The sequence below is a fragment of the Sulfuriroseicoccus oceanibius genome (genome assembly GCF_010681825.2).
Lineage (GTDB): Bacteria > Verrucomicrobiota > Verrucomicrobiia > Verrucomicrobiales > SLCJ01 > Sulfuriroseicoccus > Sulfuriroseicoccus oceanibius.
In genome coordinates this window covers 23,258-45,270 of sequence record NZ_CP066776.1, presented here as the reverse complement: position 1 = coordinate 45,270, position 22,013 = coordinate 23,258, and the positions used below count along the sequence as shown (strand labels likewise).

The window sequence follows — 22,013 nt, the reverse complement described above, 5'->3', positions numbered from 1 at the left end:
GCGACCTCAAGTACTCAAATCAAAGCCGGCGCGTCCTTCTGGGTGCGCCGGTTTTTTTGTGGGTTCTGTAGGGGGGCTTTCTTATAGGACCTATTGGACTAATGGGACCTATGAACAGGGTTTGGTTACTCCCTCGGCTTGAACGTGCTGGTATCCCGTAGGTGCTCCCATCTCGCGCGTTCTTCGGGGTCCGGGTTTTCCGGGACCACGATGCGGACGGTGGCGTGAAGGTCACCGGTGGTGCCGTCTGAACGGGGCATGCCCATGCCTGAGGCGATGAGTGTTTCTCCGGCTTCGGTATTGGGCGGGATGGTGAGTCTGATTTTCCCCTTGAGGGTCTTGATGGTCGCTTTGGTGCCGAACATGGCTTCCCATGGCGCCAGATCGAGCGTGCACAGGAGATCGCTGCGGTCGACGGTGAAGAACGGATGGCTCTCGATGCGGACGTGAAGGTAAAGGTCTCCGGGATCGCCGCCGTTGATCCCTTCTCCCCCGTAGCCACGGACGCGCAAGAGTTGGCCGTCTTCCACGCCTCTCGGGATTTTGACAGTGACCTCGCGCACTTCGCCGGAGTCTCGTGCCTGGAGGCGCAGCTTGCGCTGGGCACCGGTGAAGGCTTCCTCGAGCGAGACCAGCAGGTCAGCATCCACGCTGACGCCTTTGCGTGGGCCCGACGGGCGACTGAAGGGATCGCTGTAGCCACCTCCGGACATGCCTGCCATACCATGGGCACCGCGACCGAAGAATTGCTCGAAGAAGTCGGAGAAGCCGGTGCCACTGAAGTGGTATTCGTATCCGCCTTGTCCCATACCGCCGGCGGCGCCTGTGAACCCGGCACCGGGTTGGTTCCAGTTCTGGCCGAGGGTATCGTATTTCTTGCGCTTTTCAGGGTCGCCGAGGACTTCGTAGGCTTCGTTGATTTGTTTGAACTTCTCCTCACCGGCTTCTTTGTCCTCAGCCACATCTGGGTGGTATTTGCGGGCGAGCTTGCGGAAGGCTTTGCGTATTTCGTCAGCCGTGGCGTCTTTGGAGACACCGAGGACCTCATAGTAGTCGCGGAAGTTCATAGCTCGATGGCGATACGTTTGTTTGTTGGGCGGTGGATGCGGCGGCGGTTGATGTGGGGCGGCGGTTCCCGATTCGACGGCAGGAATGCCGTCCCCCCCAGCGCTGCGCGTGCATGGATCGGGCGGGAGTAGGTGAACTTTATCGCTATCGGGATCGCTGCGCTCCGATGAGGATTTGGATATGGATAAAGATAACGAGTGCAGGGCTCCCGCGAAGCGTATGGAGCGACCACACTCATGTGGTCGGCGGACGGGGAGGTCGTTGAATTGGCGGGAGCTCTCCGATTGGGGGGGGATCGCGATAGCGATGAGGATAAGGGATGCGGTGACTTGCCTCGGGGAGAGGGGGCGCGATAATGCGCGCATGGATCACACGCTCAACCGCGACGAACTGGATCGCTACGCACGGCACCTGACTCTGCCCGGGTTTGGCACCGACGGACAACAACGACTCAAAAACGGGGCGGTGTTGTGCATTGGCACCGGTGGGCTGGGGTCTCCCGCGGCGATGTATCTTGCGGCGGCCGGGGTCGGGCGGGTCGGATTGGTCGATGCGGATGTGGTCGAACGTAGCAACTTGCAGCGTCAGATTATCCACGGCGAGTCCGGGGTCGGGCGGAGTAAGTTGGCATCTGCGGTGGAGAGGTTGAAAGAGATCAACCCGAACGTGCAGGTGGATGTGCACGAAGTGCGGTTCACGGCGGCGAATGCAAAGGAGATCGCGGCTGACTACGATGTGATTCTGGATGGAACGGATAACTTCCCAACGCGCTTCCTGAGCAACGATGTGGCAGTGTTGCTGAAGAAGCCGAATGTGTACGGCTCGATCTTGTTGTTCGAAGGGCAGGTGAGTGTGTTTGCGCCGCATTTGGGCGGGCCATGCTACCGCTGTCTTTTTCCTGAACCGCCAGCTCCTGATGCGGTGCCATCGTGTGCCGAGGCGGGGGTGATTGGTGCGCTGCCCGGGGTGATTGGATCGATGCAGGCGATGGAAGCGGTGAAGTTGTTGGCCGGAGTTGGCGAACCGCCGTTGGGGAAATTGGTGCACTACGATGCGCTGACGACCTCGTTCCGCTCGTTTGCGGTGCGGCGCGACCCTCAGTGCAAGTTGTGCGGCGACCACCCGACCCAGACCGGGTTGGTGGACTATGAGGGTTTCTGTGGGCTGCCGGGAGATTCCGGTATGCCGGAGTTTGCCGCCGAGGGCGTGCGCAACATCTCAGTGACCGGCCTGTGGGATGTGATCCGCAATGGGGTGCCCGCAGGTGCCGTCGTGCTCGATGTGCGGGAGGAGAAAGAGTTCGCCAGTGGGCGTGCACCGGGATCGAGGCTGGAAGCATTGAGCACTTTGAAGCAGCGCTTTGATGCGGTGTGCGCGGAGTGCGAGGGGCTGGACTCTGTTTACGTCATCTGCAAAGCAGGGGGGCGTAGTTTGCGCGCGTGCAAGGCGCTGCGCGATGCCGGGGTGAAGAATCTCATCAACGTGGCCGGTGGCATGGATGCGTGGAAGGCGGCGGGGCTCGAGATGGAGTAGCGCGGGTTCGGTACGGCGTCTGAATGCGGTGTGGCGCGGCTTGTTAATGGAGGCTCGGAGAGTGCTCCGTCCACTGGATGGAACTCCAAGCCACTTGCGATGGACTCGTTCTATGCGAGTTTTGCGGGGTGAATAGCGAAAGCGCAAAAGATGAATCGTCGGTGTTGCGAGTGGTCCTGGTTGGGCCTCCAGCGTCGGGTAAGGGAAGTCAGGCGAAGGTATTGGCTGATGAGTTGGGCTTGTTCCATCTGTCGACGGGATCGGCGATCCGTGACCACATGGCGCGCGGGACCGAGCTCGGTGAGCGTTGCCGCGAGTACATGAGCCAGGCGCGCCTGGTGCCTGACGAGGTCGCGATGGAAGTGGTCGACGATGAAGTCGGTGAGCACGGCGGCGGCGGGTTTGTCCTCGATGGCTTCCCGCGCACACTGCACCAGGCCGAGTTGCTCGACCAGTGGATGCGCGAACGCGGGCAGGAGCTTGATGCGGTGATTGTGCTCGATGTGATGCAGGCCGATCTGGAAGCACGCGTGGCACGCCGTGTGTTGTGCGGTGGTTGCGGCCAGCCATTGCGTCTTGGCGGCCGGGTGAACTCGATGAACGATGCCTGTCCGGACTGCGGTGGGGAATTGGTTCGCCGCACGGATGACGACGTGAATGTGTTCCGCGGGCGTTTCCAAGAGTACCTCGATATGACGGTGCCGGTGATCGACCACTATGCCGAGATTGGGAAATTGCGTCGGGTTGACGGGTCTCGCTTGCCAGACGATGTATCACGCAGCATTCTCGACCTACTCAAACCTGACACCCAAGAAAAATGACGATCCCACTCCGCAAAGGAAAAGCTCTCGATGGCATGCGTGCCGCCGGTGAGGCCGCCCGTGATGTGCTGTTGGCAACCGCCGACGTCATCAAACCAGGTGTGACCACCGGCGAGGTCGACCAGTTCGCCGCCGAGATGATCGCGAAGATGGGCCTCAAGAGCGCCTTCCTGGGATACCATGGTTTTCCAGGAACCATCTGCATCTCGATGAATGAGGAGGTGGTTCATGGCATCGGCGGTGAGCGCCGCATCCAGCTCGGCGACATCGTCAAGATCGACGTCGGTGTGGTGAAGGATGGCTGGATCGGTGACAATGCGATCACCGTGCCGGTGGGTGATATGGACCCGCTGACCCATCGTTTGCTTTACGCTACCGAAGAGTCGCTCCACGCTGCGATCGAGCATGCGGTGGACGGCAATATGTTGGGTGATCTTTGTGCCAGCGTTGAGGAAGTGGTCGTGGCCCATGGCTTCCGCGTGGTGCGTGAGTTTGTTGGCCATGGTGTCGGCCGCAAACTACACGAAGAGCCACAAGTGCCGAACTTCGGCCGCAAGGGCGCACGTCCAAAGCTCAAGGAAGGCATGATCCTGGCGATCGAGCCAATGGTGAACGCAGGCAGCGCCGCGGTGCGGATCCTTGAAGACGATTGGACGGTCGTGACCCGCGATGGGGCGTTCTCTTCGCACTTCGAGCACACCGTGGCGGTGGGTAAGAAGAAGGCGGAAATCCTTACGCCGCGTGACCGCCGGATCGAGAAGCCGGTCGGAATTTAAGGTTCGGAAACCTGATGATTTTCAACCGAAGCCTCGTTCCAGGGGCTTCGGTTTTTTTGTGGGGGGGAGGATCGATCTTGCTCGATCCGACGGCAGGAATGCCGTCCCCCCAGCGCTGCGCGTGCATCGTTCGGGCGAGAATAGGTGAACTTTATCGCTATCGGGATCGGGATCGCTGCGCTCCGATGAGGATTTGGATAAGGATAAAGATAAGGAGCACGTGTCACGCGCGATGCGTATGGAGCGATCACACTCTTGTGGTCGGTGGAAGCAAAAACGCAGGCTTTCACGGCTAATTCACCGTGGCTTCACAATCATTTCATAATCACTCGGCAGAGTCGGGGTGTTATGAAAATCCATCCACGAATTGTTATCGGGTTGTTGTTGGGTTGGTGTGCGATTGGGCATGCCGACGACGAAGAACGCGCATTACAGGGAGCCAGGGTCACGTTGCCATTGGATGCCTTTGCGCTGGAAATGGCGAAGGCAGCGCGGGAGGCGGATGCGGCGAATGCAGAGGATGAACCGACATTACCGGTCGGGGCGGTTGTGCGGTCGGCTTGCTATACGGTGGATTTTGGGGCTGAGGCAGGGAATGCCGGGCGGGTGGAGGTTGCAGTGCGCTCGTTGCAGGATGCTCCACAGTTGGTGCCGATTTTGAATGCAGGATACGCGATCACGAGGGTGGCGCCGGATGAGGCGACGCTGGTCACCCGTGATGGGAGGATTTGTTTGGTGGTCGAGGGGCGCGGCGATCACAATGTGCAGATCGATTTTGCCCTCGATGTCCAAACTAACGAAACTTTGGCTTTGGATGTGCATCCCGCCAACCGGGTGCGTTTGCAATTGGAGAACTTGGAGGATGGGAAGCTGGCGAAGGTCCGTGGTGCCGTGGATGCCGGCGGCGGAGGTTTCTTGTTGCCGGCTGAAGGTGGCGAGGTCGCTGTCGTGCTGGTCGATGATCGGCCGGACGTGGCTCCGGAGTGGAGTGCGCGGGCGAGCGCTGTGGTGGTGGAAGAGGAGGGGGATTTGCAGGTGGCGATGGTGTTGCGGATGAACTTGGCCAACCCGGATGAGGCCGATGCGGATTCTGCGGTGTTGTTGCTGCCGGCTGGTGCGCTCGTTCAGGACTTGTTTGGTGCGGGCCTGGTCAACTGGCAACGATTCGGGATGCGCGATGGCATGCGGATGGTGCGGCTTCAGTGGGCGGCGGATGGCGCTGCGTCCCGCAAGGTGTCGGTGGGTTATTCGTTGCCTCTTGATCCAGACGGGAATGGGTGGAGTTGGCAGTGGCCACAATTGGAGGGAGGGCTCGAGGTGCCAGTGGTTGCATCCGTTCTAACTGATGCCGCAGTGGATGTGACATCGGTGGAGGGCGTCCGTGATTGGGGTATGGACGCGGAATTGCCGGATTGGTATCAACGGCCGGTAAGCGCACAGGTGCAGCGTATCCGGGTGGAATCCAATGCCGGTGAGGAGGTGGAGCTCGAGTGGGTGGAGCGCGAGCGGTTGCAGACGGCCGAGGCGGTGATCCGGAAGTCGGAGATGTCGACCAAAGTGGCGGTGAATGGAGGATCGCTCTCCGAAGGGCAAGTGACGATTGCCCATGATGCGCCGATTCGTTGGCGGCTTGAGCTTCCCGCTGGTAGTGCGTTGCTCGGGTGTGCGGTCGATGGCATGCGGGTGGATCCACTGGTGAATGCGGACGGAAGTCTCGATGTGCCGGTGGGAACCGGAAAGGACGGCGTGTCTGTGGTGAAGTACTCGTTTACTTCAGAGTTGGAGAAGCTGGCGCCGGTTGACGGTCGGCTGGAGTTGGAGCTGCCTGCGACTCCGTTGTTCGCGCACGAGATGAGCTGGCGCTTGTGGTTGCCGCCGGCTTACGAGGCGACTGCGTTGGAGGGGAACCTGGAAATTGTTGAGGGAGGAGGCGCGGGCAAATGGCTGGTCCTTAGCAAGCAGTTGTTCCGAGACGCTGCGCCCAAGGTGTCGGTGTTCTACCGCAAGGCGAGCCTGTGAGAAGAGATGAACGATTGGATCGAAAAATTTAACGAATGGAAGAAATGAAGAATCAACTGACTGTACGGAGATTGTTGGCGACGGTGTTTATTTTCGGCTGCACCGCGGTGGCGTGGTTTCTACTTGGCGGCGCATTGACCTACCGCACCGAGGATGGTGCGCGTGAGATGGATAAAGGGGTGGCGGGGAACTGGGGGCCGTCAATGGCCCAGGCGCATCCGGTGGCGTGGTATGTCTCGCCGACCGGCGAAAAGGGGCGCAGCTTCGTGCGGCCGAGGTCGAGTCGGATCGCTGTGGATTTGGACTATGAGCCGTTGCGCAAGGGCTTGTTCTGGTACCGCGGATACAAGACGGGCTTCCACGCACAGTACGAGATTCCAAACCCCACGCCGATCGCGCAAACCATCTATGTCTCGTTCAAATTGCCGGCGAAGGAGGCGAGTTACACGAACTTTGCCTTCGTGCTCGGCGATCTCGATTCCAGTGCACAGGTGCCTAGCGAAGGTGTGATCACACAAGCCGTGGTGGTGCCGCCGCATGGGAGTGTGCCGTTGCGCGTCGCGTATGACAGCCGTGGGCTAGACCGTTGGGGCTATCTGCTGGGCGACACCGATCGCGTGCAGAATTTCGAACTGGTGATGACCACGAGCTTCGATGAGGTCAACTTCCCCGAGGGAACGGGGTCGCCGGTAGAACGGGAACGTAGCGGTGACGGTTGGAAGTTTGTCTGGAGCTATCCCGATGTGATCGGTGCGCAGTCGATTGGAATGGACATGCCCAAGGCGTTGAACGCCGGACCGGTGGCTGCAAGGATCAGCTTCTTTGCTCCGGTGTCGTTGTTGTTCTTCTTTGCTGTGTTGCTGATTTTCGGCGCGGTGCGTGGCATCAACCTGCACCCGATGAACTACTTCTTCCTGGCTGCCGGGTGCTTTGCGTTCCAGTTGTTGTTTGCCTATCTGGTCGATGTGGTGGCGTTGTTGCCGGCGTTTGCGATCTCGGCGGTGGTGTCGTTGGTGTTGGTGAATGGGTATCTGCACGCGGTGGGAGGGGGGCGGATCACGCGCATTTCGTTGCCGGCGCAGTTCGCGTACATGGTGTTGTTTAGCTACAGCTTCTTCTTTGATGGATTGAGTGGGCTTACCATTACCATCGGGGCGATTGTGACTCTGGCGCTGTTGATGATGACCACGGCTAAGGTGGATTGGGGGGAGAAGTTCGGGGGGCGCAAAGCCAAGCCAACCCCACCGCCCATGCCGCCGGGAGGAGCCAGTGCGATGCGCCAGGCGAAGGGGTGAGGTTGCCGAACTAACGGAAGCTCTGCGATTCGACGCCAGGAATGCCGTCCCTCCCGCGCTGCGCGTGCATGGATCGGGTGGTGGGAGGTGATCCTGTTCGCTATCGGGATCCCTATCGGTATCGCTGCGCTCCGATTGAGATTTGGATAAGGATAAAGATAAGGAGCCTGTGTCACGCGCGATGCGTATGGAGCGACCACACTCTTGTGGTCGGGGTGGGATAGGTGCAGCTCTTCGCTATCGCAGCGCTCCATTTATCGATGCATCTTCCCGCTAGCGCTCTGCGGTTCTTCCTGCCATTCTCCCGAACGATTCTTCACATACGCTATGTTTGATTCCACCACACGTCGTCGCATCCTGATCGTCGAGGACGAACCTTCCATCCGCGATAACATTGTCTACTCGCTGGAAGCCGATGGCTTTGACTCCGAGGCTTGTGCCACGGGCGGCGAGGCGTTGGAGAAGCTGGATGCGGCCCGCTTCGACCTGGTTGTGCTGGATGTTGGGTTGCCGGATATGACCGGGTTCGACCTGTGCCGCAAGCTTCGGGAGTCGTCGGCGGTGCCGGTGATCTTCCTTACCGCGCGTGCCAGTGAGATCGACCGTGTGGTCGGGTTGGAAATCGGTGGCGACGACTATGTGACAAAGCCATTCAGTCCGCGTGAACTCAATGCGCGGGTGCGGGCTGTGTTGCGTCGGGCGGAGGGTGCGGTGGCACCAGCGGTCGGTCAAACCGGAGCGGTAATGGAAGATTCCTCCCCGCTGGTGATTGACCGTGAGTGTTGGCAGGTGCGGTATTTTGGCGAGACGTTGGAATTGTCGCGCTACGAGTTCCGTTTGCTAGCGGTAATGGAGGAGCGTCCGGGGCGGGTGTTCTCCCGTGCGCAATTGATGGACGCCGCGTGGGAAGAACCTGAGGCGTCGATGGAGCGCACGGTGGATACGCATATCAAGAGCTTGCGCGCGAAGATGCGGCAGGTGAGCCCCACCGCGGACCTTATCAAGACGCATCGGGGGATTGGCTATAGCTTGGAGCAGATCGACAACGCACCGTTGTAGCAACGGGTGGACCGCAGGCGGAGTGCCAAAGACGCAATGATTCTGATCTTATGAGCCTGACCCTTCGCATTCTGCTCGGCTTTGTCCTCATCGCGGTGGTCGGTGTGGTCTTTGTGTTGAACCCTGTGTTAGAGCGGGTTGAGCGGCAGTATCTGGAAGCGGCGGAAGAGCCGATGGTCGACATTGCCGAGGTGCTGGCGGGCGTGGTGTCGGCCCAGATTGAGCGGGATGGGGAAGTGGACGCAACGATGGGCGAAGGCTTGCGGCGTGCACACCGGCGTGAATTGCGCGCCGCGATCTATGACCTGCTGAAGCAGGACGTTACGCTGAATGTCTATGTGACCGATGCAAAGGGCGTGGTTCTGTTCGACTCCGAGCAGTCTCAGAATGTCGGGCGCAGTTATTTGCATCTGCGCGACGTGGCTTTCACCTTGGCCGGGGAGTATGGAGCGAGGTCGTCGCGGTTGGACGAGTCGGATCTAGCGTCATCGGTGATGTATGTTGCGGCGCCGATTGTGAGTGGGGGCGAGATTATCGGATCGCTCACGGTTTCGAAGCCGCAGCGCAGTTTGCTTGTGTTCATCGAGCAAACGAGGAAGCGGATCAAAGCGTTGGCTTGGGGTGGTGCGGTGGCTTTGCTGGTGCTGGGGTGGCTGCTTTCACGCTGGGTGACGCATCCGTTGCGGGTGCTGACCGGCCACGCGGAAGCGGTGAGCCGGGGCGAAAGATCAGCGGCGCCTAAGATGCCTGGAAGGCATTTACGGGTGCTCGGCGACGCGGTAGAGGACATGCGCGAGGCTCTCGACGGTCGCAGTTACGTCGAGTCGTACGTTCAGACCATGACCCACGAGATGAAGTCGCCGGTGGCTGCGATCCGGGGCGCGGTGGAATTGCTTGATGCCGAGTTGCCGCCGGAACGGCGTGAGCGATTGCTCGCTAACATCCGATCGGAGTCGTTGAGGCTACAAAGTTTGAACGATCAATTGTTGGCGCTGGCGTCGTTGGAGTCGCGCGACAGCGTGGAGTGCGACGAACCCGTGGACTTGGCAAAGGTGGTGCATCGGGTGGTCGACCACGCCCGGCCTATGGATGTAGCTGCTGGGCCGCGTGTGGTTGCCGAGTGTCGCGGCCAGGCGGTCGTGCGCGGTGAGGAGTTCCTGCTTGAGATGGCGCTGGGGAACTTAGTGCAGAACGCAGTCGAGTTTTCACCAGCCGACGGCGAGGTGCGCGTCACCGTCGATGGAACTGACGAGAGCGAGGTGCGCGTGATCGTGGAGGACGAAGGCGCTGGAATCCCGGAGTACGCGATCTCCCGTGTGTTTGATCGGTTCTATTCGCTGGCGCGTCCGGAATCCGGCCGTAAGAGCTCGGGGCTTGGGCTGTGCTTCGTCCGCCAGGCCATCGAACTCCACGGCGGGTCGGTAACGCTTCAGAACCGCCCTGACGGTTCTGGAGCCAGAGCGGAGATGAGGGTGCCGGTGTGAGGTTTTATGTGATTAGGTGATTACGTTTTATGGAGCGTTGGGCTGCGCTCTAGGTTGGTGAGGTCGCTTAAAACGTAATCACCTAAAACATAAAACCTGCCTACAGGTTAAGGTACCTTTCAACCTCCCTCGTCGTCCGCGTATTGAGCACATCTTGTTTTCGGAGCCATCCTTTGCGGGCGACGTCGATGCCGAAGCGGAGCATTTGCAGGCCTTTGGTGGAGTGGGCGTCCGGGTTGATCGAGCAGAGCACGCCGCGGTCGCGGGCGCTGTGCCAGTGGCGCCAGTCCATGTCGAGGCGACGTGGGTTGGCATTGAGTTCGATGATGGTTTTGGTTTCGGCGGCGGCATCGATGACGGCATTGACATCCACGGCGTATGGCTCGCGCTTCAATAACAAGCGGCCGGTGAGGTGGCCGAGCATGGTGACGTGTGGGTTGCTGATGGCGTCGATGATGCGCTGGGTTTGCTGGGCTTCCGGCAGGGTGAATGCGTTGTGCACCGAGGCCACGACGTAGTCGAGTTGGGCGAGCACGTCGTCTGGGAAGTCGAGCGACCCGTCTTTGAGGATATCGACCTCCGAGCCGGCGAAGACACGGAAGTTCACGCCCTCTTGTTTGAACTCGTCGTTGAGTTTGCGGATTTCGTCGATCTGCCACTGCAGGCGCGAGGCATCGAGGCCGTTGGCTTGGAACGACGACTTCGAGTGATCGGCAATTCCAAGATACTCCAGGCCGAGATCGATCGCGGCCTCCGCCATTTCCCGCAGCGTGGCATTGCCGTCGGAGGCAACGGTGTGGTTGTGGAACGTGCCGCGCAGGTCGCCCAGTTCGATCAGTCGTGGCAGTGTGCCTTCTGCGGCGGCATCGAACTCGCCGCGGTTCTCGCGCAGTGCCGGTGGGATGTAATCGAGTTCGAGGAATTTATAAAGGTCGGCTTCGGTGCGGATTTCTGGGATCTCCGGAGCATTCGCCTCGTCGATTGGTGTCAGTCCGTACTCATTGAGCGAGACACCGCGTTTGCGCATCCGCGAGCGGACTTCGACGTTGTGCTCCTTGCTGCCGGTGAAGTAGCTGAGGGCGAACGGAAGCTCGTCGGCGGAAATGGCACGTAGGTCGCACTGCAGGCCGTTGTCCAGGTTGATCGAAACCTTGGTTGATCCGTGGGCGATGGTGCGGTCGACAAATGGAGCGGCGGCGAATGCGTCGCAGACGGCTTGTGGGTTCTTGGTCGTGACCAGAAAGTCGAGGTCACCGACGGTTTCCTTGCCGCGGCGCAGCGATCCGGCTACTTCGATTTGTCCGGCATCGGGCAGTGTGCGGAGGAAGTCGCAGATCATTTCTGCGGCGTGGGTAGCGGTTTTGCGGTCGAACGAACTGGCGTTTTGCTCGCGGAACGCGATGGCCTCGAGGATATTGGCGACGGTTTTTTTGCCAAATCCGCCGAGCTGTGAGACTTCGCCGGATTCGCAGACTTCTTTCAGGCGTGCAATCGAGCCGACTTCCAGTTCCTGGTAGAGTGCTTTGATTTTCTTTGGGCCAAGTCCCTGGATCTCGAAGAGTTCGAAAATGGTATCGGGGAACTGGGCGCGCAGTTTGTCGTAGAACTCGAGTTTCCCGGTGCTGGCCAGCTCGTGGAGCTTGTCTTGAAGCGCTTTGCCGATGCCGGGAATGCCTGCCAGTTCGTTGTTGGCGGCGATGGCAACGATGTCACCGTCGTAGCTGCGGACGGTTTCGGCGCCATTGCGGTAGGCGCGGGTCTTGAATGGGTTCTCGCCCTGCAACTCCAGCAGAGTCGCAATTTGCTCCAGGGTGGTGGCCAGGGTGTCGCGGCTGACGTTCGGTGCTCCGTTGCTCATGATTCGGACACTCTGTGCCCGCCTCCCCAGCACGTCCAGTGAATAGGGGAGGGATGAGGGGAGGGAGCCGGGCGTGATGCGGGGGATTGGGCCGCCCTTGCAGGGCTTGGTGTGAGGGCGGGGCTGTCACGAATGGCACTAACTTAGGGCATATCGTCGTATCGAGAGCGGCCTGCGGGTGGGCGCTGCGGTTTGGCGGGATCGAACGCTTGGCCGGATGGGGGCGTCGATTAACCCAGGGTGTGGTCGCCTGAGGCTCCCGTCACCCTGGGCTGGTTTGCGTCTCCCTTGCAGGGAGGAATTGACGGTGATGGGCCTTAAGTTAGTGGCATTCGAGGCTGTCACCCATGCCGTTGGCATGGGCTACGTTGGGACGCACCTCCGGTGCTTTCTTGTTTTGGTGGCTGGCTGGGGGGGGCTTCGTTGCTCAGCGTGAGTAATAGAGGAGGGCTGGGAATTCTGGGAGTCGTGGGGGAGATAGGGCGTCGGGCGGCCGCTGGGATGGTTTTCTTGAAAATTGGGGTGTTGGATCTGGTGGTTATGTGTCCGATAGGTCGATTTTCGTGGATTTTTGAGGCGTGGATCGGGTGTGTTTTGGCTCGAAAGTGCGATTTTTGATCGTGGAATCGAGGCTGGCGGGTGGCTTTTGGCTAAAAGTGTTGACTTTTAGTGGTTTGAAATGGAAATTCCGCTCCGATACTCACGTGGGAGTTGAGGGTGGCGCATCTGCGGCGATCTCTTCGACCACCAACCCGAGGTCATTATCATGGACAACGAACTGAATCTGGACGGCGCCCAGGCGCTGGTGAAAACACTCGACCAACTTGGGATCGAGTACGTCTTCGGATATTCCGGCGGCGCTGCGATCCCAATTTTCGACGCACTCGAGACCGTGGAGAGCAATCTTAAGTTTGTGCTCACCCGCCACGAGCAGGGTGCGGTACACATGGCGGACGGCTACGCCCGCGTCACCGGCAAGCCAGCGGTTGTCCTCGTGACCTCCGGCCCAGGTGCTGGTAACACGATCACCGGATTGATGACCGCTCAGATGGACTCGGTGCCGATGATCATCATCTCCGGTCAGCAGGTGACATGGATGTTGGGTAAGGATGCGTTCCAGGAAGCGGATATCTTCGGCATCACGATGCCGGTGGTGAAGCACAACTATCTGGTGCGCAACACGAACGACATTCCACGCATTACCCGCGAAGCTTACCATATCACCACGACCGGCCGTCCGGGCCCTGTGTTGATCGATATTCCAAAGGACATCAGCCAAGGTCCATTCAGCGGTGATTTGGATGCTGCGCCAGACCTTCCTGGTTACAACCCAGAGCGTCACCTCAAGGTGGACAAAGCGGCGATTGTCGAAGCAGCGCAGTTGTTGCGTGGGGCCGAGCGTCCGCTGATCCTTGCGGGTCATGGTGTGCTGATTGCCGACGCACACGAGGAGCTGACCGCATTGGCGGAAGAGATGAAGACGCCGGTGACCACGACTTTGCTCGGCAAGGGCGCGTTCCCTGAAGATCACGACCTGGCATTGGGAATGCTGGGAATGCACGGCACGGCTTACGCCAACAAGGCGGTTTGTGAGTGTGACGTGTTGCTCAACATTGGCTCCCGCTTTGACGACCGCATTATTGGTCAGGCTCCGAAGTTCGCCAAGGACGCGAAGATCATCCACATCGACATCGACAATTCGGAGATGGACAAGATGATCAAGGCGGACGTGCACGTGGTGGCTGACGCCAAGGTGGCTATTCAAGAGCTCGCCAAGCACGTGGCGGCTTGCCCGACCGAGGCATGGCTCAACACATTGGACGGCTACAAGAAGAAGTATCCATTGAGCTACCGCAAGCAGGGTGGTCTGCGCATGCAGCAGGTCATCGACGAGCTTTACAAGGTGACCGAAGGCAAGGCGATTGTGACGACTGACGTGGGCCAGCACCAGATGTGGGCTGCGCAGTTCTACAAGACACGCGTTCCAAACTACTGGATCAGCTCCGGTGGTGCGGGCACGATGGGCTTTGGTTTCCCTGCGGCGATTGGTGCTCAGTTTGCGGCTCCGGATGTTCCGGTTTGCGCGATTGTGGGTGACGGTGGTTTCCAGATGACTTTGTTCGAGCTGTCGACCGCGATGATTCACAAGCTGCCGGTGAAGATTATTGTGCTCAACAACCACTACCTGGGCATGGTGCGTCAGTGGCAGGAGTTGTTCTTCGACGACCGTGAGAGCGGCGTGGATCTTGAGGGCAACCCGGACTTTGTGAAGCTGGCTGAGGCGTATGGCGCCAAGGCGTTCAACATTCGTCGTCCTGCGGACGTGCGCAAAGTGTTGGAGAAGGCGATGGAGATCAACGACGTGCCGGTTCTGATCAACGCGGAGTGCATTAAGAAAGAGAATGTGTTCCCGATGATTCCGGCGGGTGCTGCATTGGAAGACATGCTGATCGAGCCACCGAAGCACAAGATGGCCAAGCCAACCGGCTCGACCTAAGCCAATATGCGACGCGCGGAGGTGAGTGGAGTGATTCTCCCCGCCTGCCGCGCACCATTGGCCGCTCGGATGTGAGCGGCCTTACCTCAACTCTCAACACTTTTGATTCCCATGACCCAAGGTCAGATTATCACAACAGATTCCAAAAACGTTCCGCCAGCGGTCCACGAAGGTGGGCACACGTTGTCGGTTCACGTCAGCAACGAGCCGGGTGTGCTTGCGCGTATTGCGCAGGTGTTCTCGCGCCGCGGTTACAATATCGACTCGCTGGTGGTGTCGCAGGGGCGTGACTCGCGCTTTTCCCGCATGACCATCGGGGTGTCCGGTGACCCGGCAATCCTCGATCAGATCATCCGCCAAGTGAACAAGTTGATCGACGTCATTCACTGCTCCGAGCACGATTCGAGTGACTCGGTGGTGAAGGAGTTGATCCTCGTGAAGATGCGCGTCGGATCCGACGATCGCACCGAGGCGCTGCAGGTCATCGAGCATTTCAACGGCAAAGTGGTCGACATGACCATGGAGTCGATGGTGGCGATGATCCCAGGCAACACAGAGAAGATCGACGCGGCATTGCGCATGCTGATGAAGTTCGACGTCGTGGAGACCGTCCGCACCGGTAAGGTGGTGATGGCCCGTGGTGAAGAGCCGACCTAGGCCGTATTCTTTAGAACCTTTTGGTTGTCACCCGTCATCTGCCAATGGTCTCCGGACCGGTGGGTGGCGGGTCTTTTTTTTGTAGCGGGGAGCGAGTAGGTAGGAGGAATGGGATTATCCCGCGCCCAGCGGAGATTCCTAAACGTAGCGTGTGGCAACCTACGCTGACCCACTACCATGAATCTGAAAACCTACGCTGCTACTTCTGTTGGATCCTCACTGGAATTCAAGTCGATCGATGCCGAGCCGAACGGAACGACGGACATTGTGATCAAAGTCACGCATTGTGGAATCTGCCACAGTGATGTGCACATGATCGACAACGATTGGGGGATGAGCCAGTACCCGCTGGTGCCCGGCCATGAGGTGGTCGGCGAGGTGGTGGAAGTGGGCGGAGCAATCTCCCACCTGAAGGCGGGCGACCGCGTGGGCGTGGGCTGGCAGCGATCGGCATGCCTCGAGTGTGACGAGTGCGTCAGTGGCAATGAGAACATGTGCGACCAAACCAAGAGTGTGATCGGCGATGGCTTTGGTGGGTTTGCCGACCACTTGATCGTGGACGGGCGCTTTGCGTTTCCGTTGCCGGATGGGGTGGAATCACGTTTTGCCGGGCCATTGATGTGCGGTGGGATCACGGTGTACTCCGCGTTGCGGCATGCTGGAATGATCGGTGGCCAGCGCGTTGGCGTTGTTGGAATTGGCGGGCTCGGGCACATGGCGGTGAAGTTTGCCAGTGCGTTGGGCAACGAGGTGGTGGCATTTACCACCAGCCCGGACAAGGCGGAGGAGGCGGCCAGTTATGGGGCTTCCAGCGCGGTCAACGTACGCGAGGAGGGGGCGTTGGAGAACTACCAGGGCAAGCCGTTGGATTTGATCGTGAGCACGGTGCCGAAGGCATTGCAGGTGGAATTGTATCTCAACCTTTTGAAGTCCGATGGAACGATGAGCTTTGTAGGAGTGCCGGACGAGCCGTTGAGTGTGCCGTTGTTCCCGATGCTGGTGAAGCGTCGGCGGATCATGTCGAGCCCGATTGGTGGTCGTGCGGAGATTCGCGACATGCTGCGGGTGAGTGATCAATGCGGCGTCGCTCCGGTGATTGAGGAGTTTGCGATGGCCGATGTGAACACGGCAATGCAGAAGGTGCGCGACAACTCGGTGCGCTATCGTGCGGTGCTGGTGAACTGAGGCCAAGTGAATGGCCAAATTGGCGGTGGAGCGGAGGGTATTGTTGAGCGGGGCCAGGTGCGAGCATCGATGCCGACGGATTCGTCCAATGGTGAAGGCGCTCCAATCAACTCGCGCCGGAGGTGCAGTTTATCGAGGTGATCCCCTGACTCCTGTAAACCGTCCCTACGGGACGCCTCATTCATGCACAGGGATCCGGAGGTTGAAACCTCCGGCTAACCGGTGATCTGTCGCTTCGCGACGCTCTCGATCGCTCAGAGTCATCTCCTGGCTGCCAAAGTCGTCGATGTGAGGCCCCGATCCTCACGGGGTACGACAAGGTGAGCTTTTAAATGGTACACGGCGTGGTGGGCGGCGATCCGGGGATAATCGTTGACGGAATCTCAGAGGCGGCGGTTAATGCAGGCATGATCAAGTTTCTTCATACCCGTATTCGAGTCGCGGATTTGGACCGCACGATCGCGTTTTACCAGCAGCTTGGCTTTGAGTTGGGGGATCGCAAGGATTCGCCAGCCGGCAACAAGCTGGCCTTCTTGAGTCTGCCCGGCAACGACCATCTGCTTGAGCTCTGCTGGTCGCCGGACTACGAAGTCGCCGTGCCTGAGGACCTGATGCACACGGCAGTGGGCGTCGAGGACATCGTGAGCTACTGCGATCGTCTGGAGAACGAAGGGATCGAGATCTGGCCGAGTGGTTGGCGTGAGAAGTTCACCACCGGTGGGCGCAAGATGGCGTTCGTGACAGACCCGGATGGCTACGAGATCGAGATTCTTGAGCGATAGAACAATCGACAAAAAAGCGCCCCGGTCAGCGAGATGCTGGCCGGGGCGCTTTTGTTTGGCTGAGTATTACTTCACAGGGATGAGTTCGAGGCAGAGCACCTCGAAGCCTTCGAGTTTGAAGGTGGTCTCTCCGCTGATTTCACCTTCCTGATAGGTTTGGTCAGGGTAGGCGTTCTTGGCGTTGAACTTCACAGCATAGCCTTTTGGCACTTCGAGAGCTTGGGCGATGTCGATGGTGAGTTCGCGAGGCTGATCCGACGAGTTGCGGAGGGTGATGATGCTCTTTTCCGGGCTCCACGAGGCCCAACCGTAGACGCCGAGTTTGAGTGGGTCGCCGCCGACCCAATGGCTGTCGACGAGGATCTCTTCATTGGCTTTTGCCCACTTGGCGGCTTCGGCGACTTCGTCCCAGGCTTGCTCGGTCATCACTGATGGGGTGAGGTACAATTCGAGCAGGTTGGCACCGGTACCGAAGTACGAGCGGGCGGCGTTCTTCATCTTGACGCCGGCTTTCATGACCTTGGCGCCTTGGAAGTGCGGGCCGGCCACGAGTCCGTGGTGCATCACAGAGTTCAATGGGTAGAGCGGTGCAGGTTTGACGAACTTCTCGTAGCATCCCCAGTCGCGGAAGGTGAGCCATTGCTCGCGCTCGTCGCCCACGCCCATCCACGCCACGTCACCGGTGCCAGTGCGCCACGTGCAGTCGATGTGGTTGAGCCAGAATGGCGATGGCCACGTGCCGACGGTCACGTTGATGAAGAGCTTGGGATCGTGCTGTTTGAGTTCGCGTCCGCACTGGATCAACGCCATGAAGTGAGGGGATACGCCGCTGCCGGCTTTGTCCCACTTGTAGTAGTTCACGCCGTGGTCCTTCATGAAGCCGAGGCACTTCTCGTAGAACCACTTGTAGTAGCCCGGCTGCGAGAGGTCCATGGTCGACTCGATGAGGCCCATTTTCTTGGCGTGCTCGGTGCGCTCGGTGGCACCGGAGTAACCTCCGAGTGGCGAGATCCAGACACCGAGGTTGCTGTCGGCTTCGCGTGCGAGCTTCGAGACTTCGTCGAACCCATTCGGGAACTTCTGGCGGTTGTACTCCCAGAGCCCGGCATTGTAGTCGTCCCAGCCGTCGTCCATGACAAACGAGTCGACTTTGACGCCGCGCTCCACCGTGAGCTCGCGGTGGTAGTCTTTGATCACTTGGGAGAAGGTCTCGCGGGTTGGGTTGAGACCGAGGTCATACCAGCAGTTGTAATGGAGGAACTGATGGTATGGGGTTGAGCGCTCGCGCTCCATGTAGTAGGCGAAGGCGCGGCGCAGTTGGTCTTCCGGATAGACACCGATGACCGAGGCGAAGTCGTATTTGACGCCTTCCTTCAGAGGGAGGTTGCACGGGAATCCACTGCGGAACCCATCAGGGCTGAAGTAGTTGGCAGTGAATGGCATTTCCACCCCGAAGAAGAGGGAGCTGCTCGCTACCGGGCTGCCTGGGACGGTTCCGATCTGCTTCGCTCCGTCCGCGCTGCCACTGATGAACTCCAAGCCGTGGATGGTGATCTCCGAGTTGCTGGCGATGGTGTAGTTCTGGCGCACGTAGTTCGAGCCGTCGAGGAGCTCGGCGGACCAGCGCACGTGGATGCCGCTGTCTGCGTTGGCGAAGGTGGCGCCGATGAGCTGGCCGTCTTCGGTGTCCTTGTGCTGGACCTCTCCCTTAAGGGTAAAGGCGTTCGAGGTCAGGTCGCAGGTAAGCGACGGGGTGACTTCTTTGTTTACGAGGCGTTCGCCGCCCGGGCCTTGGAGGGTGAACTGCCCTTTTTCACGAATGTTGAGTAGGGCGAACGATCCGTCGTCGAAGCGCAGTGTGATGCCTGGGCCCCAGCTCATGCCTTTGTCCGAGCCTTTTTTGATCTTGCACGAGAGCAAGGTCCAGTCGGCTGGTGTCTCGTACTCAGCGAAGGTGGCGCTGTTGGCGTTGGCGTTGATGGTGATCTGCTCGTTGGCGATCTCAAGTGACGTGCCTTCGCGCGATGATTTGTGGATGGACGACGGTTTGGCGGTCAGGTCGTTGATAGTGCCGGCTTCGTTGCGCACCTGGACTTCCTGGATCTCACACACGCCCATGGCGCCGGCGTCTGCGTAATCGTTGTCGCCGCCATTACTGCTGGTTTTGCCGATGCGGACGGCTTTGAGTTTGCCAGGGAGTTCGCTCAACGGGAAGCTGCCGATGCTTTCCCAGTTTTTGCCGTCGTTGGAAAGGACAGCCTGGATTTCGTCGGCGGTTTTGCGCATGCCGACGTAGATGCGGTCCGGGTCTTGCGCCTGTGGCTTGGTGGCGAGGGAGAAGAGCGAATCGCCAGAGGTGAAGACCTCACCGGTTTCTTTGTTGGTGAGGTTGGGGCCGGTGACTTTGCCGTCGCTCACCGTCCAGGTGGCGCTGAGCAAGTTGTTTTCCAATGTGAAGGCGCTTTCCGCAGCCTGTGCTTTGGCATCGGTTGGCTTGGTGCCCGGGTAATCGATGGCGCCTGCATGGGAGCAGATGCCGATCGCCAGAGATGGGATGACGAGGTGCTTCAGGTTCATAGTAAAAAGGGTGAAGGTGCGCAATGGGGGGGCGGTCTTTATTCCGAGCTCTGCCAAAATGCTGACCGCGAGAATGCGGGGCTGATTACCGTCGGTACGACTGTCGACAGCCGGGAGATAAGATTCGGCGGGATTCAGGGGATGTCCATTATCAGCCGATAGATTGTCGGGATTAGCGGCGGGTGGCATGGAGGGGCATAGGGCGGCCCAGCGTGTGACGGAATTTGCACGAATGGATGTTACCATCGCGGGGGATTGGTGAATTAGCGTGGATTCGAGCTTTTTAGGCGTTCGAAAAAACGATATTAAAATCACGAATTTTGCGTCATCTATGCCGCTGATTGAGTCGCGGCTTGGATTTTTGGATAGCCCGAATCAGCGAACTCCGATTCTTTTGACTGGTCCTGTCAGCTAGACGATAGAGACTCGTCACCCACGACAATCACATGCTTATGAGTAACACAACAACAGCATCATTTGACCCGTCAACGCTGCCTTATTCGATTCCGAAAGAAGCGTTCGACGTATTGGCTGCAGCCCCGTCCGTGACGGTTGCTGAAAGTGAAGAACAGCTCGCCGAACTTGCCGTTCGCGATGCTGACGCGGAAGGCTGGCACGATGTCGCCTACGAGGTTCCTGGCAAGGGGATGGTTCTCGAAGCACGTGCATGCAAAGTGAAGAACGGCATCTCGGCCAACTACGTTGAGCCGTACATGCGCCGCCGTGACCCGGACTGCATGGTCATCGGTGACAAGCTGCCTACCGACAAGCCGACTTTCTCCGAGCGTTTCGGCAAAGAGTTCGACGGTATGCGCGATGAGACCTTCGAATGGCTCAAGGGACAGGATCTCGCGATCTTCCCATTCCAGGCTGGTATCCACGGCAAGGGCGTCGGCGCTCTCGTGATTGCTCCAGCAAACGCAGGCTTCTTCGCCTACGGTCTCGCACTCCTTCAGGGGATGCTTCCTTCCAACGAAGTACCGGAAGACTTCGACGTGCGTGCAGTGATTTACGTTGCCCCACCATTCCGTCACACCCATCTCGACGGCAAGCAGGTCGTGGTTCACAACCGTACACCGGGTCTCCACGAGCTCTTCGCTTACAACCTGTACCCAGGGCCATCGGCCAAGAAGGGTATCTACGGTGTGCTTCTCAACATCGGTGAGGAAGAAAAGTGGATCACCATGCACTGCTCGACCGTGCGCGTGGTCACTCCTTACGAGAACAGCGTGGTCATCTCCCACGAGGGTGCATCCGGTGGTGGTAAGAGTGAAATGCTCGAGCCGGTTCACCGTGAGGCCAACAACACACTCAAGGTTGGTACCAACATCATCTCGGGTGAACAGCGTTTCCTCTCGCTTCCGAGCTCCTGCTCGCTCAGCCCTGTCACCGACGACATGGCCGCCTGCTACCCACCGGAAGAAAATGGCAAAGGCAAGCTGACCGTTGCTGACGCGGAAGCTGCATGGTTCGTCCGTGTGAACCACATCGACAAGTACGGCGTGGATCCACACCTCGAGCGCCTCACCGTGACTCCGAGCAAGCCGCTCCTTTTCCTCAACATCGATGCAAATCCAGGCAGCACCGCTTTGATCTGGGAGCACATCGAAGACGAGCCAGGCAAGCCATGCCCGAACCCACGTGTGGTCGTTCCTCGCGGCACCGTGCCAGACATTCACCCTGGTAAGATTAACGTCGACATCCGCTCGTTCGGTGTGCGTTGCCCGCCTTGCACCAAGGAAGATCCGACCTACGGCATCCTCGGTATGTTCCACCTGCTTCCGCCAGCACTCGCTTGGCTGTGGCGCTTGGTGGCACCACGTGGCCACGCGAACCCAAGTATCGTGGACACCGGTGGCATGTCGAGTGAGGGTGTGGGATCGTACTGGCCGTTCGCTACCGGACGCCGTGTCGACCAGGCAAACCTCTTGCTTGAGCAGATCATGGAAACTCCGGCAGTGCGCTACGTGCTGATTCCTAACCAGCACGTTGGTTCCTGGAACGTTGGCTTCATCCCGCAGTGGATCACCCGTGAGCTTCTTGCCCGCCGCGGTGGTGCGAACTTCAAGCGCTCGCAGCTCAGTGAGTCGCGTTGCCCACTCCTCGGCTGGACTCCGAAGTCGATCCTCATCGAAGGTCGCCCACTTGGCAGCTGGTTCTTCACCGTGGAGAAGCAGCCAGAGGTTGGCACCGAGGCCTACGACAAGGGTGCTGAGATCCTGCGCGACTTCTTCCACCAGGAGATCCGCCAGTTCCTCCACGAGGACCTGCACCCAGTGGGGCGCGAGATTATCGAAACCTGCTTGAACGGCGGCTCGATCGAAGACTACCAGAAGCTCATCGATCACGAGACCCTCGTCAGCGAAGAGTTCGAGTAAGCCTTGAGCTTCAGTCTCCGCCGG

General features: G+C 59.3%; 15 protein-coding genes. 12 read left to right on the top strand and 3 right to left on the bottom strand.

Annotated elements, in window-relative coordinates; genetic code table 11:
* Positions 1 to 125: 125 nt before the first annotated feature.
* Positions 126 to 1,067 (bottom strand): DnaJ C-terminal domain-containing protein, encoded by a 942-nt coding sequence (locus tag G3M56_RS00170; RefSeq protein WP_164364914.1) that lies wholly within the window; start codon positions 1,065 to 1,067, stop codon positions 126 to 128.
* A gap of 364 nt (positions 1,068 to 1,431) precedes the next feature.
* Here G3M56_RS00170 and moeB point away from each other — a divergent pair, with 364 nt between their 5' ends.
* The 7 genes from moeB to creC all read left to right on the top strand — a co-directional run bounded on the left by moeB (position 1,432) and on the right by creC (position 10,055).
* Complete coding sequence (gene moeB / locus G3M56_RS00165) at positions 1,432 to 2,601, top strand: molybdopterin-synthase adenylyltransferase MoeB (protein WP_164364915.1); 1,170 nt, start codon at positions 1,432 to 1,434, stop codon at positions 2,599 to 2,601.
* Between the two features lie 77 nt (positions 2,602 to 2,678).
* Positions 2,679 to 3,422, top strand: a complete 744-nt coding sequence (locus G3M56_RS00160; protein WP_164364916.1) for an adenylate kinase — start codon at positions 2,679 to 2,681, stop codon at positions 3,420 to 3,422.
* Positions 3,419 to 4,198 (top strand): type I methionyl aminopeptidase, encoded by a 780-nt coding sequence (gene map, locus G3M56_RS00155; RefSeq protein WP_164364917.1) that lies wholly within the window; start codon positions 3,419 to 3,421, stop codon positions 4,196 to 4,198. Before G3M56_RS00160 ends, map begins: the two co-directional genes overlap by 4 nt.
* Positions 4,199 to 4,546: 348 nt before the next feature.
* A complete protein-coding gene (locus G3M56_RS00150; RefSeq protein WP_164364918.1) occupies positions 4,547 to 6,217 on the top strand; it encodes a hypothetical protein in 1,671 nt (556 codons plus the stop codon).
* 44 nt (positions 6,218 to 6,261) lie between these two features.
* Positions 6,262 to 7,512, top strand: coding sequence for an inner membrane CreD family protein (locus tag G3M56_RS00145; RefSeq protein WP_164364919.1), 1,251 nt, complete (start codon positions 6,262 to 6,264; stop codon positions 7,510 to 7,512).
* A gap of 327 nt (positions 7,513 to 7,839) precedes the next feature.
* Positions 7,840 to 8,571, top strand: a complete 732-nt coding sequence (gene creB / locus G3M56_RS00140; RefSeq protein ID WP_164364920.1) for a two-component system response regulator CreB — start codon at positions 7,840 to 7,842, stop codon at positions 8,569 to 8,571.
* A 50-nt stretch (positions 8,572 to 8,621) separates the two neighbouring features.
* Positions 8,622 to 10,055 (top strand): two-component system sensor histidine kinase CreC, encoded by a 1,434-nt coding sequence (creC, locus tag G3M56_RS00135; RefSeq protein WP_164364921.1) that lies wholly within the window; start codon positions 8,622 to 8,624, stop codon positions 10,053 to 10,055.
* 100 nt (positions 10,056 to 10,155) lie between these two features.
* On the opposite strand, the gene polX is transcribed toward creC, so the two are convergent.
* Positions 10,156 to 11,913 (bottom strand): DNA polymerase/3'-5' exonuclease PolX, encoded by a 1,758-nt coding sequence (polX, locus tag G3M56_RS00130; RefSeq protein ID WP_164364922.1) that lies wholly within the window; start codon positions 11,911 to 11,913, stop codon positions 10,156 to 10,158.
* Between the two features lie 766 nt (positions 11,914 to 12,679).
* On the opposite strand from polX, the gene ilvB reads away from it, so the two are divergent.
* From ilvB to G3M56_RS00110, 4 genes are all read left to right on the top strand, one after another.
* Positions 12,680 to 14,410, top strand: coding sequence for a biosynthetic-type acetolactate synthase large subunit (gene ilvB, locus G3M56_RS00125; RefSeq protein WP_164364923.1), 1,731 nt, complete (start codon positions 12,680 to 12,682; stop codon positions 14,408 to 14,410).
* 111 nt (positions 14,411 to 14,521) lie between these two features.
* On the top strand, positions 14,522 to 15,067 hold the full coding sequence (gene ilvN, locus G3M56_RS00120; protein ID WP_164364924.1) for an acetolactate synthase small subunit: 546 nt from the start codon (positions 14,522 to 14,524) through the stop codon (positions 15,065 to 15,067).
* Between the two features lie 177 nt (positions 15,068 to 15,244).
* The gene (locus tag G3M56_RS00115; protein ID WP_164364925.1) at positions 15,245 to 16,252 is read left to right on the top strand and encodes an NAD(P)-dependent alcohol dehydrogenase; all 1,008 of its coding nucleotides are present in this window, start codon (positions 15,245 to 15,247) and stop codon (positions 16,250 to 16,252) included.
* A 407-nt stretch (positions 16,253 to 16,659) separates the two neighbouring features.
* Positions 16,660 to 17,034, top strand: coding sequence for a VOC family protein (locus tag G3M56_RS00110; protein WP_164364926.1), 375 nt, complete (start codon positions 16,660 to 16,662; stop codon positions 17,032 to 17,034).
* Positions 17,035 to 17,100: 66 nt separating this feature from the next.
* Here G3M56_RS00110 and G3M56_RS00105 read toward each other — a convergent pair whose 3' ends face one another.
* Positions 17,101 to 19,611 carry an alpha-galactosidase gene (locus tag G3M56_RS00105; protein WP_164364927.1) on the bottom strand — a complete coding sequence of 837 codons (2,511 nt, stop codon included), beginning with the start codon at positions 19,609 to 19,611 and terminating at the stop codon, positions 17,101 to 17,103.
* 452 nt (positions 19,612 to 20,063) lie between these two features.
* Here G3M56_RS00105 and G3M56_RS00100 point away from each other — a divergent pair, with 452 nt between their 5' ends.
* A complete protein-coding gene (locus tag G3M56_RS00100) occupies positions 20,064 to 21,989 on the top strand; it encodes a DUF4914 family protein (RefSeq protein ID WP_164364928.1) in 1,926 nt (641 codons plus the stop codon).
* The last annotated feature ends 24 nt before the right edge of the window (positions 21,990 to 22,013 follow it).